This is a genomic window from Pseudomonas sp. Xaverov 83 (assembly GCF_019352905.1).
In the GTDB taxonomy this organism is placed as follows: domain Bacteria; phylum Pseudomonadota; class Gammaproteobacteria; order Pseudomonadales; family Pseudomonadaceae; genus Aquipseudomonas; species Aquipseudomonas yamanorum.
In genome coordinates this window covers 724,969-740,278 of record NZ_JAAAFU010000075.1, presented here as the reverse complement: position 1 = coordinate 740,278, position 15,310 = coordinate 724,969, and the positions used below count along the sequence as shown (strand labels likewise).

Sequence of the window (15,310 nt, the reverse complement as noted above, 5' to 3'; positions counted from 1 at the left end):
CACCTATCTCGACCCCGGTGCGTTACCATACCCGGCCGGACGCGGCGCCCTGCTGCGCGCAGGAGTTCGCATGGCACACCCGTTTGAAACACTGACCCCTGACCTGGTGCTCGACGCTGTCGAAAGCATCGGTTTCCTCAGCGACGCCCGCATCCTCGCGCTCAACAGCTACGAAAACCGTGTCTACCAGGTCGGCATCGAAGACTCCGAGCCCTTGATCGCCAAGTTCTACCGGCCACAGCGCTGGACCAACGAAGCGATCCTCGAAGAACACAGCTTCACCTTCGAACTGGCCGAGTGCGAAGTGCCGGTGGTGGCGCCGATGATTCACAACGGCGAAAGCCTGTTCGAACACGCCGGCTTCCGCTTCACCCTGTTCCCGCGCCGGGGTGGCCGCGCGCCAGAGCCGGGCAACCTCGATCAGTTGTATCGTCTTGGCCAACTGCTCGGCCGCCTGCACGCGGTCGGGTCCACCCGGCCCTTCGAACACCGCGAAGCCCTGGGCGTGAAGAATTTCGGTCACGACTCCCTGAACACCCTGCTGGAAGGCAACTTCATTCCTCGCAGCCTGCTGCCAGCCTACGAGTCCGTGGCCCGCGACCTGCTCAAGCGTGTGGAAGAGGTCTACAAGGCCACGCCCCACAAGAACATCCGCATGCACGGCGATTGCCACCCCGGCAACATGATGTGCCGCGACGAGATGTTCCACATCGTCGACCTCGATGACTGCCGCATGGGCCCTGCCGTTCAGGACCTGTGGATGATGCTCGCCGGTGACCGCCAGGAATGCCTGGGGCAGCTGTCGGAATTGATGGACGGCTACCAGGAATTCCACGACTTCGACCCACGCGAACTGGCCCTGATCGAACCGCTGCGCGCCCTGCGCCTGATGCACTACAGCGCCTGGCTCGCACGGCGCTGGGACGACCCGGCGTTCCCCCACAGCTTCCCGTGGTTTGGCAGCGAACGTTACTGGGGCGACCAGGTGCTGGCGTTGCGCGAGCAGTTGTCGGCGCTCAACGAAGAACCGTTGAAGCTGTTCTGATCACTACCGTCTGGGCCCTGACCTTGGGCCCTACACTTTCAACACACATCCCCTGACAAATATCCTTACAATCGCGGCTTTGTTAGCTGCCTAAGCAAGGATTCTGCATGCAAGCCGCCAACCCCCGTCGCGGATACATATTGGGCCTGAGTGCCTACGTCATCTGGGGCCTGTTCCCGATCTACTTCAAAGCCATCGCCAGCGTTCCCGCCGCAGAAATCATCGTCAACCGTGTGCTGTGGTCGGCACTGTTCGGCAGTTTGCTGCTGATGGTCTGGAAACACCCGGGCTGGCTCCGAGAACTGCGGGACAATCCCAAGCGCCTGGCGATCCTCGCCCTGAGCGGCACCTTGATCGCGGCCAACTGGCTGACCTACGTGTGGTCGGTGAACAGTGGCCGCATGCTCGAGGCCAGTCTCGGTTACTACATCAACCCGCTGGTGAACGTGCTGCTGGGCATGGTGATCCTGGGCGAGCGCCTGCGCCGCCTGCAATGGGTGGCCGTGGGCCTGGCGGCAGTGGGCGTGGCGCAACAGGTGTGGCAGGTCGGCAGCTTGCCCTGGGTGTCCCTGGTACTGGCAGCCACCTTTGGTTTCTACGGTTTGATCCGCAAGCAGGCGCCGGTCAAGGCATTGCCCGGGCTGGTGGTGGAAACCTGGATGCTGGTGCCGATTGCCATTGCATGGCTACTGTTCAACCCGTCTGCCCACAGTGCACAGATGGAATTCTGGGGCACCTCCGAAGCGTGGTGGCTGGTGGCCGCTGGCCCGGTGACACTGATCCCGCTGGTGTGTTTCAACGCCGCCGCGCGGCATTTGCCCTACACCGCCCTGGGCTTCCTGCAATACGTGGCGCCGACACTGGTGCTGCTGGAAGCGGTGCTGCTGTTCAATGAACACCTGGCGCCGGCCACGTTGATCGCTTTCTGCTTTATCTGGGCCGGCCTGGTGGTTTACAGCCTCGACGCCTGGCTGACCGTGCGGAAAAACTGATCAAATAACGTACAGACTCCTGCAAGCTACAGCCGGCGTGGCTTGCAGGCATTCACCCCAAGGTTATCCACAGCCTGATCCCCGGCGTTTGTGCACAAGCCCTTGAAACTGCTCGTTTTTTGCTCAGCCGGCGAAGAGCCGCGGCCCGCCTGGGCTGGACGCGGGTCTCTACAGGTTATCCACAGGCCCATGCAAGATTTCCATGCATAACCTTGTGGGCAACTATTCCTCGCTGCGCAGCTCCAGTTCCACCATCAGGTCGTCTGCCAGGGTTTCCAATGCCGCCTGCAAGGTCTCCAGTGGCAGCGTCAACGGCACCGCCAACAAGGCTTCGGCGTGGAACAGCAGGTCGCTGCTCATCGGTGCCGGTCGCACGTCGGTGATCAAGCGCTCCAGGTTGACGCCCTGCTTGCTGAGCAGCGCGGTGATGTCGCGAACAATCCCCGGCCGGTCATTGCCCACCAACGCCATCGCGATCGGTTGCGACTCACTGGCGGCGACCGAACTGCTTTCGCCCTGCAGCACGCGAATGCCGTGGGTGGACAAGTCTTCCAGCGCCCCAATCAAATCCAGACGATTTTCCGCCGGCACGCTCACCCGCAAGATCCCGGCAAACTGCCCAGCCATGTGCGCCATGCGGCTTTCCAGCCAGTTGCCGCCATGGGCGGCGATGCATTGGGCGATGCGTTCGACCACGCCGGGTTTGTCCGGGGCGATGACAGTCAGTACGAGATGGTCCATGGTGTCGTCCTCTTCTTCTGATTCTGTAGGAGCGAGCTTGCTCGCGAAGAACGTGAGAGCACCGTTGGGTGTCAGGCATCCCGCGTTATCGTTAACGATCCTCGCGAGCAAGCTCGCTCCTACAAGGTGGACGCAGGCGCCCGCGAAAACAAATCGTGTACCATTTTTATATTTATCTGGAACAATCCAATAGTTTTTTGAGAACATCCCGTACCCCACTGTGACCGTACGACCAAAGTGGGTCGCTAAACGACGTATTTAGTCTAATTTTCACAACCGCAACTCATCATGTAGTATGCCCAATCGCGCACTACATAACGTTAGGTCGATGTCTGCCAAGGCAACCACGCACCGCGACGCAGCCCGCCCAGCCGCCTTCAACGGCATGTACTGGTGCGGCATGTTCGCGGTTTACATGGCCAGAGGCTTCATTGGTAAATTGAAAAGCTGAAAAGCGCATAAGCTCCGCAGAGTGAGGCAAGCAATGACTGAACACGTTCAAGTCGGTGGCCTGCAGGTCGCCAAAGTCCTGTTCGACTTCGTGAACAACGAAGCCATTCCTGGTACCGGCATTACCGCCGACCAGTTCTGGGCCGGTGCCGACAAGGTCATCCACGACCTGGCGCCGAAGAACAAAGCCCTACTCGCCAAACGCGACGATTTTCAAGCGCGGATCGACACCTGGCACCAGGCCCACGCCGGCCAGGCACACGACGCTGTGGCCTACAAAGCCTTCCTTCAAGATATCGGATACCTGCTGCCAGAAGCCGCGGATTTCCAGGCCTCGACCCAAAACGTCGACGAAGAAATTGCCCACATGGCCGGCCCGCAGCTGGTAGTGCCGGTGATGAACGCCCGTTTCGCCCTCAACGCTTCGAATGCGCGCTGGGGCTCACTGTATGACGCGCTGTATGGCACCGACGCCATCAGCGAAGCCGACGGCGCCGAAAAGGGCAAAGGCTACAACAAGGTGCGTGGCGACAAGGTCATCGCCTTCGCCCGCGCTTTCCTTGACGAAGCCGCGCCATTGGCTGCCGGCAGCCACGTGGACTCCACTGGCTACAAGATCGTCGACGGCAAGCTGGTGGTCAGCCTCAAGGGCGGCAGCAACAGCGGCCTGCGCAGCGATGCGCAACTGATCGGCTACCAGGGCGACGCTGCCAAGCCGACTGCCGTCCTGCTCAAGCACAATGGCCTGCACTTCGAAATCCAGATCGACGCCAGCACCCCGGTCGGCCAGACCGACGCCGCCGGCGTGAAAGACGTGCTGATGGAAGCCGCCCTGACCACCATCATGGACTGCGAAGACTCCGTAGCTGCCGTCGATGCCGATGACAAGGTGGTGATCTACCGCAACTGGCTCGGCCTGATGAAGGGCGACCTGTCGGAAGAAGTCGCCAAGGGTGGCAAGACTTTCACCCGCACCATGAACGCCGACCGCGTCTACACCGGTGCCGACGGCAAGGAAGTGACCCTGCACGGTCGTTCGCTGCTGTTCGTGCGCAACGTTGGCCACTTGATGACCATCGACGCCATCCTCGACAAAGACGGCAACGAAGTGCCGGAAGGCATTCTCGACGGCCTGCTCACCAGCCTGGCGGCGATCCACAGCCTCAACGGCAACACCAGCCGCAAGAACAGCCGCACCGGTTCGGTGTACATCGTTAAGCCGAAGATGCATGGCCCGGAAGAAGCCGCGTTCACCAACGAGCTGTTCGGCCGCATCGAAGACGTGCTGAACCTGCCACGCAACACCCTCAAAGTCGGGATCATGGACGAGGAGCGCCGCACCACGGTCAACCTCAAGGCCTGCATCAAGGCGGCCAGCGAGCGCGTGGTGTTTATCAACACCGGCTTCCTCGACCGTACCGGCGATGAAATCCACACCTCCATGGAGGCGGGCGCGATGGTGCGCAAGGCCGCCATGAAGGCTGAGAAATGGATCGGCGCCTACGAAAACTGGAACGTCGATATCGGCTTGAGCACCGGCCTGCAAGGCCGCGCACAAATCGGTAAAGGCATGTGGGCCATGCCCGACCTGATGGCCGCCATGCTCGAGCAGAAAATTGCTCACCCGCTGGCCGGCGCCAACACGGCATGGGTTCCTTCGCCGACAGCGGCTGCGCTGCACGCGCTGCATTATCACAAGGTTGACGTATTCGCCCGCCAGGCCGAGTTGGCCAAGCGCGAACGGGCTTCGGTGGACGATATCCTCACCATTCCTCTGGCCCAGAATACCGATTGGTCCGACGAAGAAATCCGCAACGAACTGGACAACAACGCCCAGGGCATCCTCGGTTACGTGGTGCGTTGGATCGACCAGGGCGTAGGTTGCTCGAAAGTGCCGGACATCAACGACGTCGGTCTGATGGAAGACCGCGCCACCCTGCGTATCTCCAGCCAGCATATTGCCAACTGGTTGCGCCATGGCATCGTCAATGAAGCCCAGGTGATGGAAAGCCTCAAGCGCATGGCGCCGGTGGTGGACCGTCAGAACGCCGGGGATGCGCTGTATCGCCCGCTGGCTCCGGATTTCGACAGCAACATCGCGTTCCAGGCGGCGGTGGAGTTGGTGATTGAAGGGACCAAGCAGCCGAACGGTTACACCGAGCCGGTATTGCACCGCCGGCGTCGGGAGTTCAAGGCCAAGAATGATCTGTGAGTAAGTGCTAGAAACGAAAAAGCCCTGATCGAAAGATCAGGGCTTTTTTGTGTGTGCTAAAGGCTATTTTTTCTTACTGATTGAGTGTTTCTGAGGCGTATGGGGGCGATGCGGGGCAGGACGATACACCTTGTGGGGCTCGTCACTGCCTGGCGACGGGGCTATTCCCAATTCCCGCTTCACCATCTTCGCCAGCTTCACGCTATCAATGGGCTTGAGCAAAAAATCCACCACGCTCAAATGCATCGCATCAATAACGTCGGGCGCTTCAGCGTCCCCCGACATGATGATGATCGGCAGCGCCGCCCGGGTGGATTCGCGTACCTGGCGAATCAATTGCAACCCGTTGCTCGGTGCCATGCGCAGGTCAGTGATCAGTAAGCCAATGGAGCTGCTGGAGCTCAACAAGTCCCATGCCGCCTCGCCGCTGTCGGCGGTCATGCAACGAATACCGTCCAAGCCAAGAATTTCTGCCAACAGTTCGCGCGCGTCCTTGTCGTCATCCACGATCAAAACCCGTTGTGGCGGTAAATCAGGCTCCTGCATAACCGCGCTCAGGGCCTCGCGCTCGGCGTCACTCAAAATATCGTGGTCGGACATACGTTTCTCGGCAGTTCTAAACAATCTCCCAGCACAGAAGTCAGACATCGCCGGAAGGGCGAACAATGTGCACTTCGTCGGAAAGTTTGCCTAGTGGGCGTTCTACGGGGTTTGGACGATATTCATGTAAGGTTTTTCCCTAGTCAGTGAGGGCGAATCGCTACCTAGACTTACGTCCAATGGGCACCCGCAGCGCAGGAGTCGACCATGGGGAACGATAACGACAAAAAAACTGCGGTCATAGGTATGAGTAAAGCTGATGCTTTCACACAAGCGGGGAAAACCGCTGTGTTGCAGAACATCCACGGCACCCTGCAATTCCTGCAACGCTTCCCGCCGTTCAACCAGATGGAGAACACCCACCTGGGGTTTCTGGTAGAGCAGTGCCAATTGCGCTTCTACGCCCCCGGCGAGAGCATCCTCAAGCCCTCTGGCGGGCCGGTGGAACACTTCTATATCGTCAAGCAGGGCCGCGTGGTCGGCGAGCGGCCGGATTCAGCCGAAACCACCTTTGAAATCACCACCGGTGAATGTTTCCCACTGGCGGCACTGCTGGGTGAACGGGCGACCCGCACAGAGCATAAAGCCGCCGAAGACACCTTCTGCCTGCAACTGAACAAACCGGCCTTTATCAAGCTATTCGCCCTTTCCAGCGCATTTCGCGATTTCGCCTTGCGCGGGGTGAGCAGCCTGCTGGACCAGGTCAACCAGCAAGTCCAGCAAAAGGCCGTAGAAACCCTCGGCACGCAGTACTCGCTGAACACCCGCCTGGGCGAATTGGCCATGCGTCACCCGGTGACCTGCAGCCCACTGACGCCGCTGCGTGAAGCGGTCACGCAAATGCACGAGCAGCAAGTGGGCAGCATCGTGATCGTCGACGAGCACAAGGCGCCCCTGGGGATTTTCACCCTGCGGGACCTGCGCCAGGTGGTGGCCGACGGCACCAGCGATTTCAGCCAGGGCATCGAGCGCCATATGACCCAGGCGCCGTTCTTTCTCACCCCGGACCACAGCGCCTTCGACGCTGCGATCGCGATGACCGAACGGCATATTGCCCACGTGTGCCTGGTCAAGGATCAGCGCCTGTGTGGCGTGGTGTCCGAGCGCGATCTGTTTTCCCTGCAACGGGTGGACCTGGTGCACTTGGCGCGCACCATTCGCAATGCGCCCAGGGTCGAAAACCTGGTGGCGATCCGTGGCGAAATCGGCCAGTTGGTGGAACGCATGCTGGCCCACGGTGCTTCGTCCACGCAGATCACCCACATCATCACCTTGCTCAATGACCACACGGTGTGCCGCGTCATCGAGTTGACCTTGGCTGACAAGGGCGACCCCGGCGTGCCGTTCAGTTGGTTGTGTTTCGGCAGCGAAGGCCGCCGCGAGCAGACGCTGTATACCGACCAGGACAACGGCATTCTGTTCGAAGCCAGGGACGCCGCCGAGGCCGCCGAGATTCGTGGCCGCTTGCTGCCCCTGGCACAGCAGATCAACCAGAGCCTGGCGCTGTGCGGCTTCACCCTGTGTAAGGGCAATATAATGGCCGGCAACCCTGAGCTGTGCCTGTCCCGGGCCGAATGGGCGCGGCGTTTTGCCGGGTTTATCCGTGAGGCGACGCCGGAGAACCTGCTGGGTTCGAGCATCTATTTTGATCTGCGGGTGGTCTGGGGCGATGAGCAAGGGTGCGAGCAATTGCGTCAGGGCATTCTCGACCAGGTGGCGGACAATCGTTTGTTCCAGCGCATGCTGGCCGAAAACGCGTTGCGCCAGCGCCCGCCGGTGGGGCGTTTCCGGGATTTCGTGCTGACGCGCAAAGGTGCCGACAAGGCGACGCTCGACCTCAAGGTGCAAGGCCTCACGCCCTTTGTCGACGGTGCTCGCCTGCTGGCATTGGCCAACGGGATTAGCGCCATCAACACCCTGGAGCGCTTGCGCCAGCTGGTGGCCAAGGAAGTCATCGAACGTCTCGACGGTGCGGCCTATGAAGAGGCCTACCACTTCATTCAACAAACCCGCATGCAGCAGCACCAACTGCAAACCCGCGAGAACCTGCCCTACTCCAACCGTGTCGACCCCGACAGCCTCAACCACCTGGACCGGCGCATCCTGCGTGAATCCCTGCGCCAGGCCCAACGCCTGCAAAGCAGTCTGACCTTGCGGTATCAGCTGTGAGCTTGTTTGGCTGGCTGCGCAAACCCAAACCTGGCCTGGACGCAGCGCAACAGCGGCGGGTTGAGCAATTGCCCAAGCCACGGGAGCTGGGTGACGGTTCGCTGCGGGACCAGCGCTGGGTGGTGGTGGACCTGGAAACCAGCGGCCTGAACCTCAATCGAGACCAAGTGCTTTCCATTGGCGCGGTGGTGATCGAAGACGGTGCTGTGGACTTCTCCCAGCTGTTCGAACGCACCCTGCAACGGGCCGAGACCAAGCTCAGCCCCAGTGTGCTGATCCACGGCCTGGGGCCCAGTGCCATCGCGGCGGGCAGTGATCCGGCTGAAGCGCTGATGGACTTCATGGAGTTTGTCGGCGACAGTCCGCTGCTGGCGTTTCATGCGCCCTTCGATCAACACATGCTGTGCCGGGCGCTCAAGGACAGCCTGGGCTATCGCTTGAACCACCCGTTCCTGGACGTGGCCGACATCGCCCCGCTGCTGTGCCCTGATGCCAACATCCGCGAAGCGGGGCTGGATGACTGGATCACGCATTTCAAGCTGCAAGTGGGCGAGCGCCATCACGCCAGTGCGGACGCGTTGGCGACGGCGGAGTTGATGTTGATTTTGTTCAGCCGCGCACGGCAGCAACAGATCGACAGCCCGCACGCGTTACAACAGCGCCTGGGCCAATGGAAACGCCGCAAGCAAGCGCCCTCATTCTAAGTGTGGCGAGGGAGCTTGCTCCCGCCGGGGTGCGAAGCGCCCCCAAAATCAGCCAACCCATTTCCAACTGAATAAATGCACTGCCTGGATTACGACTGCTGCGCAGCGAGCGGGAGCAAGCTCCCTCGCCACAGTAAGCGGCATCATCATGATAGATATCATTACGCCGCCGCCCGACCAACGCCAATTGCACCCGCCTTACACCTCTGCCACAATCGCGAATAATTCTCGTTAGTTTAAACTTCCCGATCGGTGTCGCCTTGTCGTCCATCCAAAGTCCCCACAGTGAGCTTGTTGGCGCGTTATACCGCGACCATCGCAGCTGGCTGTTGGCGTGGCTGCGACGCAATGTGGCCTGCCCCAGCCGTGCCGAAGACTTGAGCCAGGACACCTTCATGCGCCTGCTGGGCCGTGAAGAACTGCGTGAGCCCCGCGAGCCGCGGGCATTTCTGGTGGCCATCGCCAAGGGTCTGCTGTTCGACTACTTCCGCCGCGCCGCCCTGGAACAGGCTTATCTCACCGAGCTGATGCTGATCCCGGAAAGCGAGCACCCGTCCCCGGAAGAGCAGCAACTGATCCTCGAAGACCTCAAGGCCATCGACCGCCTGCTGGGCAAACTCTCGAGCAAAGCCCGCGCGGCCTTCCTCTATAACCGCCTCGATGGCATGGGTCACGCCGAAATCGCTCAGCGTCTTGGGGTTTCCGTGCCTCGGGTACGGCAATACCTGGCTCAAGGCATTCGCCAGTGCTACATCGCCCTGTATGGCGAGCCGCTGTGAGCCCGGTCAGTTCCAAGCCGGTCTCGGCACGGGTGCTTGACGCCGCCATTGCCTGGCAACTGTCCCTCGATTCGGGCGACGGCAGCGCCGTGGAACAGGAAGAGTTCGCCAAATGGCTGGCCAGCAACGAAGAACACGCCCGGGCCTGGCGCCAACTGGGCATGCTCGATCAGCGTTTCAGTGTGGCCTCAGGCCCGGCCCGTGCGGCGTTGCTGCAATCGCGCGAAGGCATTCGCAAGCGCGTGCGCAAGCTCGGCAGCGGCCTGGCCAGTGTGGTGCTGGTGTGCGGCCTGGTGCTCTTCGCCGGCCAGCGCTACGTGCCGCTCAACTATTGGCTGGCCGATCAGCGCACCGCCACCGGCGAACAGCGCACCCTGAAGCTGGCGGACGGCACGGTGATCAACCTCAATACCCACAGCGCCATCGACGTGCGCTTCGACGAAAAACGCCGGCTGATCGTGTTGCAGGAGGGCGAAATCCTCATCGAGACCGGCCACAACGACGCCCGCCCGTTTTTTGTCGAAACTCGCGAAGGCAGCCTGCGCGCCTTGGGTACGCGGTTTATCGTCAAGCGCGAAGACGACGGCACGCGCCTCAGCGTGTTGCAGTCTGCCGTCGGCGCGCAGCCTGAAGCGCTGCATCAGGAGCAGATCTTCAAGGAAGGTCAGCAAGTCCTGATGCGCCGCGACGGCCTCGGCCCGATGCTGGCTATCAGCCCCGGCACCGACGCCTGGACACGCGGCATGCTGGTGGTAGACAACGCGCGCCTCGGCGACGTGGTTGAGGAACTGAGCCGCTATCGCACCGGGTACCTGGGTGTGGATAAACACGTGGCCGACCTGCGGATCACCGGCAGCTTCCCGCTGCACGACACCAACCTGGCGCTGAATGCACTGCTGCCGACCTTGCCGGTGCAGATTCAACAACACACGCCGTGGTGGGTGACGGTGGCGCCCAAGCCGTAGGCTCCTGTGGTGCATAGGCCATTGTCATCGCAGGCAAGCCAGCTCCCACAGGTGGAATGCGTTCCCCTGTGGGAGCTGGCTTGCCTGCGATGAGGCCCTCAAAAACAGCACTCACCCACTAATAGAAATTATTTTCATTCGGCCCTATCACTTTTTGCATCTCGCTCGGCACATAGGCAATTGAGAAATATTTCCATTCAGGAGCCGCCGTATGTCCCGCACGCTAGACACCCTATTGCGCCCCAGCCTGTTAGCCGTGGCCATCGCCCTCAGCGCCCCGCTGGCCAGCACCCAGCTGATCGCCGCCGAACAGGCCTCCAGCGTGCGCGCCTACAACCTGCCGGCAGCGCCGCTGGCCACGACCCTGAACCAGATCGCCAGCCAAGCCGGTTTGGCGTTGACGCTGAACCCGGGGTTGGCAGCGGGCAAGACTTCCGCGCCGGTAAAAGGGCAATTCGATGCACAAGGCGCATTGCGTGAAGCGTTGCGCGGGACCGGGCTGCAACTGGAGCAAAGCAGTGCAGGCACGTTCAGCCTGGTAGCGATTCCGGAGGGGGTTGTGGCGTTGCCGGAGACTAGTATTACCGGGCAGGCGGATGCGGAAAGTGCGTGGGGGCCGGTGGATGGCTACGTCGCCACACGCACCGCCGCTGGCACCAAGACTGATACCGCCATTGTCGAAGCCCCGCGCTCGATGTCGGTGATCACCCGCGCCCAGATGGAAGACCGCGGCGTGCAAAACCTTGATGACGCCGTACGCTACATGCCGGGTGTGATCGCCAGCAGCTACGGCAGCGATGCACGGGCTGACTGGCTGCGCGTGCGTGGCTTTGAGCCGACCCAGTTCCTCGACGGCCTGCCGCTGCCCAAGGGCTCCTACGCCAACCCGAAACAGGAGACCTGGAACCTCGACCGCATCACCCTGCTGCGCGGCCCGGCTTCCTCGGTCTATGGCCAAACCCCGCCGGGCGGCATGCTCGACATGGTCAGCCGTCGTCCACAAGCCGAAGATAGCCACGCGGTACGCGCCGAAGTCGGCAGCAACAACCGTAAGCAGATCAGCTTCGACAGCACCGGCAAGATCGATGATGAAGGCCAGTTCCTCTACCGCGTCGACGGCGTAGTACGTGACAGCGGCACGCCCATCGACCACATCGAAGACAAGCGCTACAACATCGCGCCGAGCCTAACCTGGAACATCAACGACGACACCCACCTGACCCTGCTATCGCAGTTCACCCGCGACGATACCGGTATCAGCGGCCAGTTCCTGCCCTTGCAAGGCACAAAGCTGCCTTCGCCAGCCGGCAAGATTTCCCACCACAAAAACCTCGGCGAACCGGATCAGGATTACTACGATCGCACCTACTACGCCCTGGGTTATGCCTTTGACCATCGCTTCAACGACGTCTGGCAGTTTAAGCAAAACATGCGCTACACCAAGAGCGAACTGGCCTTCAACACCACCTATTCCAGCTATGGCGACACCGCTGTAGGCCCGGACGGTATGCTGGCGCGAATCTACGACAAGGTCGATGAAGACATCGCGCAACTGGCCGTGGACAACAACTTCCAGGCTGATTTCCAGACCGGCGCCCTGAGCCACACCCTGTTGCTCGGCCTGGATCACCAACGCAGCAACACCGATTACCACTGGATCGAAGGCAGCGCCGCGAGCATCAACCCGAACCGTCCGATCTATAACCAACCCCGTCCTGCCGGCGCCCCGTTCACCTTCTACGACTACAACCAGAAGACGGTGCAGACCGGCGTGTATGTCCAGGACCAAATTGCCTTGGACAAGTGGCGCCTGACCTTGGGCGGCCGGGAAGACTGGATTCACACCGGCACCACGTTCTTCAACATGAATGACGCCACCAACACCCAGCGCGATAAAGCGTTCAGCGGTAACGCTGGCCTGAGCTACGTGTTTGATTCGGGCATTACCCCGTACATCTCCTACACCGAGTCGTTCCAGCCAACGGCTGGCGCCAGTGCCAGTGCCACCGAGTCGTTCAAACCGACCCAAGGCAAACAAACTGAAGTGGGCGTGAAGTATCAGCCGGTAGGTAGCAAAACCCTGCTGACCGCTGCTGTGTTTGATCTGCGCCAGCAAAACGTTTCTGTCACCCAGAACAACGTCACCAGCCAGATCGGCGAAATCAGCGTGCGTGGCCTGGAGCTGGAAGCGACTTCGGAAGTCACCGACAACCTGAAACTGGTCGGTTCCTATACCTACACCGACACCGAAATTCTCAAAGGTGACGACAAGGGCAACCGCATGAAGTTGGTACCGCGCAACCAGGCTTCGCTGTGGTCTGACTACACGTGGCACTCGGGTGTTCTGGATGGTTTCGGTGTGGGTGCGGGTGTGCGTTACGTGGGTGACACCTACGGCAACACCGCCAATACTGCCAATGGTCACGTCGGTTCATACACCGTGTACGACGCTGCCGTGCATTACGACCTGAGCCGAATCAATCCGGTGCTGGCGGGTGTTTCGGTGGATGTGACCGCCAAGAACATCTTCAACAAGGACTACCTGTCGACGTGCGACGGTGCCTGGTGCTACTACGGTGATGAGCGCAACGTAGTCGCTGCCGTGAACTACAAGTGGTAACCCGCTAAGGTAGTACCCAAGGGTCACGGTCGCACCGTGGCCCTTTTGCATTTGGATGACACATGAAAAGCAAAACCATCCGCCGCTGGTCCTTCATCCACACCTGGACCAGCCTCGTCTGCACCGTGTTCCTGCTGCTGCTCGCCCTCACCGGCCTGCCGTTGATCTTCCACCACGAGATCGATCACCTGCTGGGCAACGAACCCGAACTGGCACACATGCCCGCCGACACCCCACAGCTGAACCTCGAACAGCTTGTTGCCAAAGCCCAGGCCCATCGACCCGGCGAAGCCATGCAATACCTGGCCTGGGACGAAGACGACAAGAATGGCGTGATCGCGATCATGGCCGCCACTGCCGGCACCGAACCCAATTCCTCCCACACCTTCATGCTCGACGCCCGTACCGGCGAAGCCGTGGAAACGCCGTCGGCCAACGGCGGGCTGACGATGTTCCTGCTGCGCCTGCACGTCGATATGTTCGCCGGGCTGCCGGGCAAGTTGCTGCTGGCGTTCATGGGCATTCTGTTCGTGTTGGCGATCATCTCCGGCACGGTGTTGTACCTGCCGTTCATGCGCCGGCTGAAGTTCGCCACGGTGCGCCAGGACAAATCCACCCGCCTGCGTTGGCTCGACCTGCACAACCTGATCGGCGTAGTCACCCTGACCTGGGCGCTGGTGGTGGGCGTGACCGGCGTGATCAGCGCCTGCGCCGATCTGATCATCGCTGCCTGGCGTACCGACAGCCTCAGCGCGATGATCGAACCCTACAAAGACGCCCCCCCGCTGACCTTGCGCGCCCCCGCCACCGACCTGCTGACGATCGCCGCCAAGGCCGCGCCGGGCATGGAGCCGGACTTTATCGCGTTCCCCGGCACGCGCTTTTCCAGCGAGCATCACTACGCGGTGTTCATGAAAGGCAGCACACACCTGACCTCGCACCTGCTGACACCGGTGTTGATCGACGCCAGCAACCTGCAGGTCACCGCCATTGCCGAACGGCCGTGGTACATGGACGCCATGGGCATGTCCCAACCGCTGCACTTCGGTGACTACGGCGGCATGCCGATGAAGATTCTCTGGGCGGTGCTGGATGTGCTGACCATTATCGTTCTGGGCAGTGGCGTGTACTTGTGGCTGGTGCGGCGCAAGGCGGCCAAGTCATGAAGCCACGGCAGTCGAATTTCTGGAAGGTGTTCGGCATCCCGCTGGCCATCGGGCTGCTGAGTGCCGCCGGGTTGTTTGCGGCGTTGCTGGGGGATGGGTTGTGGGACTCGTTGAGCTGGGTGGGACTGGGCATTCCGGCTGTAATTGGTAGCTGGGCGTTGTTCAAGCGTTGAGATAGATTAGCGCTGCCCTTTTCCGAGGAATGCCCATGTCCACCTCCAGCATGACGTTGTTCCACAACCCTGCCTCGCCGTTTGTTCGCAAAGTACGGGTGCTGTTGCACGAGACCGGCCAACTGGATCGCGTGACCTTGCACGCCTGCGTGCCGACACCGGTCAAGCCTGACGCAGAGGTGATCCAGGACAACCCGCTGGGCAAGATCCCCGCCCTGCGCCTGGCCGATGGCAACGTATTGCATGACAGCCGGGTGATCCTCGATTACTTCGACTATCAACATACCGGGACCCCGCTGATCCCCCGGAACGGCCCGGCCCGCTGGCGCCGCCTGACCCTGGCCTCCAGCGCCGACGGCATCATGGATGCCGCCGTGCTGGTGCGCTATGAAACCGCCATGCGCCCCGAGGAGAAACACTGGGACCTGTGGCTGGAAGGCCAACGCGACAAGATCCGTCGCGCCCTCGACATGCTGGAACAGGACGCCATCACGGAACTGGCCGGGCCGTTTGACGTGGCCGCGATCAGCGTGGCGTGTGCGTTGGCTTACCTGGACTTCCGCCACCCGGGCATGCAGTGGCGGTCGAGCCATCCGAAGCTGGCGGCGTGGTATGCCGAAGTGAGTCAGCGGCCGTCGATGCTCCAGACCCTGCCACCGGCTTAACCTGCTGCAAGGGTTCCTCTGTGGCGAGG

At 61.3% G+C, this 15,310-nt stretch carries 12 protein-coding genes and 1 pseudogene; 11 read left to right on the top strand and 2 right to left on the bottom strand.

Annotated features, from left to right (window positions below; translation table 11 throughout):
• The first annotated feature begins 70 nt into the window (after positions 1 to 70).
• The gene (locus K0H47_RS24700; RefSeq protein WP_003211077.1) at positions 71 to 1,045 is read left to right on the top strand and encodes a serine/threonine protein kinase; all 975 of its coding nucleotides are present in this window, start codon (positions 71 to 73) and stop codon (positions 1,043 to 1,045) included.
• A gap of 107 nt (positions 1,046 to 1,152) precedes the next feature.
• On the top strand, positions 1,153 to 2,037 hold the full coding sequence (gene rarD, locus K0H47_RS24695) for an EamA family transporter RarD (protein ID WP_063026696.1): 885 nt from the start codon (positions 1,153 to 1,155) through the stop codon (positions 2,035 to 2,037).
• Between the two features lie 222 nt (positions 2,038 to 2,259).
• Here the strand turns inward: rarD and K0H47_RS24690 are convergent, their stop codons facing one another.
• Positions 2,260 to 2,778 (bottom strand): glycine cleavage system protein R, encoded by a 519-nt coding sequence (locus K0H47_RS24690; protein WP_177025558.1) that lies wholly within the window; start codon positions 2,776 to 2,778, stop codon positions 2,260 to 2,262.
• Between the two features lie 484 nt (positions 2,779 to 3,262).
• Here K0H47_RS24690 and K0H47_RS24685 point away from each other — a divergent pair, with 484 nt between their 5' ends.
• On the top strand, positions 3,263 to 5,440 hold the full coding sequence (locus K0H47_RS24685) for a malate synthase G (RefSeq protein WP_219273771.1): 2,178 nt from the start codon (positions 3,263 to 3,265) through the stop codon (positions 5,438 to 5,440).
• A 159-nt stretch (positions 5,441 to 5,599) separates the two neighbouring features.
• Here K0H47_RS24685 and K0H47_RS24680 read toward each other — a convergent pair.
• Positions 5,600 to 6,040 (bottom strand): annotated as a pseudogene (locus tag K0H47_RS24680) (response regulator); the annotation flags it as partial.
• 246 nt (positions 6,041 to 6,286) lie between these two features.
• On the opposite strand from K0H47_RS24680, the gene K0H47_RS24675 reads away from it, so the two are divergent.
• The 8 genes from K0H47_RS24675 (at position 6,287) to K0H47_RS24640 (ending at position 15,281) form a co-directional block, all read left to right on the top strand.
• A complete protein-coding gene (locus K0H47_RS24675) occupies positions 6,287 to 8,209 on the top strand; it encodes a putative nucleotidyltransferase substrate binding domain-containing protein (protein ID WP_172834543.1) in 1,923 nt (640 codons plus the stop codon).
• Complete coding sequence (locus tag K0H47_RS24670) at positions 8,206 to 8,913, top strand: PolC-type DNA polymerase III (protein WP_063026690.1); 708 nt, start codon at positions 8,206 to 8,208, stop codon at positions 8,911 to 8,913. The genes K0H47_RS24675 and K0H47_RS24670 overlap by 4 nt, the downstream gene beginning before the upstream one ends.
• A gap of 260 nt (positions 8,914 to 9,173) precedes the next feature.
• On the top strand, positions 9,174 to 9,692 hold the full coding sequence (locus tag K0H47_RS24665) for an RNA polymerase sigma factor (protein ID WP_010167452.1): 519 nt from the start codon (positions 9,174 to 9,176) through the stop codon (positions 9,690 to 9,692).
• On the top strand, positions 9,689 to 10,657 hold the full coding sequence (locus K0H47_RS24660; protein WP_093204313.1) for a FecR domain-containing protein: 969 nt from the start codon (positions 9,689 to 9,691) through the stop codon (positions 10,655 to 10,657). Before K0H47_RS24665 ends, K0H47_RS24660 begins: the two co-directional genes overlap by 4 nt.
• A gap of 211 nt (positions 10,658 to 10,868) precedes the next feature.
• Positions 10,869 to 13,277, top strand: coding sequence for a TonB-dependent siderophore receptor (locus tag K0H47_RS24655; RefSeq protein WP_177070838.1), 2,409 nt, complete (start codon positions 10,869 to 10,871; stop codon positions 13,275 to 13,277).
• A gap of 62 nt (positions 13,278 to 13,339) precedes the next feature.
• Positions 13,340 to 14,443: a PepSY domain-containing protein gene (locus K0H47_RS24650; RefSeq protein WP_093204304.1), complete on the top strand. Its 1,104-nt coding sequence runs from the start codon at positions 13,340 to 13,342 to the stop codon at positions 14,441 to 14,443.
• Positions 14,440 to 14,616 (top strand): hypothetical protein, encoded by a 177-nt coding sequence (locus K0H47_RS24645; RefSeq protein WP_017476405.1) that lies wholly within the window; start codon positions 14,440 to 14,442, stop codon positions 14,614 to 14,616. Before K0H47_RS24650 ends, K0H47_RS24645 begins: the two co-directional genes overlap by 4 nt.
• 35 nt (positions 14,617 to 14,651) lie before the next feature.
• Positions 14,652 to 15,281, top strand: coding sequence for a glutathione S-transferase (locus K0H47_RS24640; protein ID WP_219273770.1), 630 nt, complete (start codon positions 14,652 to 14,654; stop codon positions 15,279 to 15,281).
• The last annotated feature ends 29 nt before the right edge of the window (positions 15,282 to 15,310 follow it).

Bases quoted from the DNA above. Each gene is read 5' to 3' on its own strand.
- K0H47_RS24700 (WP_003211077.1), top strand. From the start codon at position 71: ATGGCACACCCGTTTGAAACACTGACCCCTGACCTGGTGCTCGACGCT.
- rarD (WP_063026696.1), top strand. From the start codon at position 1,153: ATGCAAGCCGCCAACCCCCGTCGCGGATACATATTGGGCCTGAGTGCC.
- K0H47_RS24690 (WP_177025558.1), bottom strand. From the start codon at position 2,778: ATGGACCATCTCGTACTGACTGTCATCGCCCCGGACAAACCCGGCGTG.
- K0H47_RS24685 (WP_219273771.1), top strand. From the start codon at position 3,263: ATGACTGAACACGTTCAAGTCGGTGGCCTGCAGGTCGCCAAAGTCCTG.
- K0H47_RS24675 (WP_172834543.1), top strand. From the start codon at position 6,287: ATGAGTAAAGCTGATGCTTTCACACAAGCGGGGAAAACCGCTGTGTTG.
- K0H47_RS24655 (WP_177070838.1), top strand. From the start codon at position 10,869: ATGTCCCGCACGCTAGACACCCTATTGCGCCCCAGCCTGTTAGCCGTG.
- K0H47_RS24650 (WP_093204304.1), top strand. From the start codon at position 13,340: ATGAAAAGCAAAACCATCCGCCGCTGGTCCTTCATCCACACCTGGACC.
- K0H47_RS24645 (WP_017476405.1), top strand. From the start codon at position 14,440: ATGAAGCCACGGCAGTCGAATTTCTGGAAGGTGTTCGGCATCCCGCTG.
- K0H47_RS24640 (WP_219273770.1), top strand. From the start codon at position 14,652: ATGTCCACCTCCAGCATGACGTTGTTCCACAACCCTGCCTCGCCGTTT.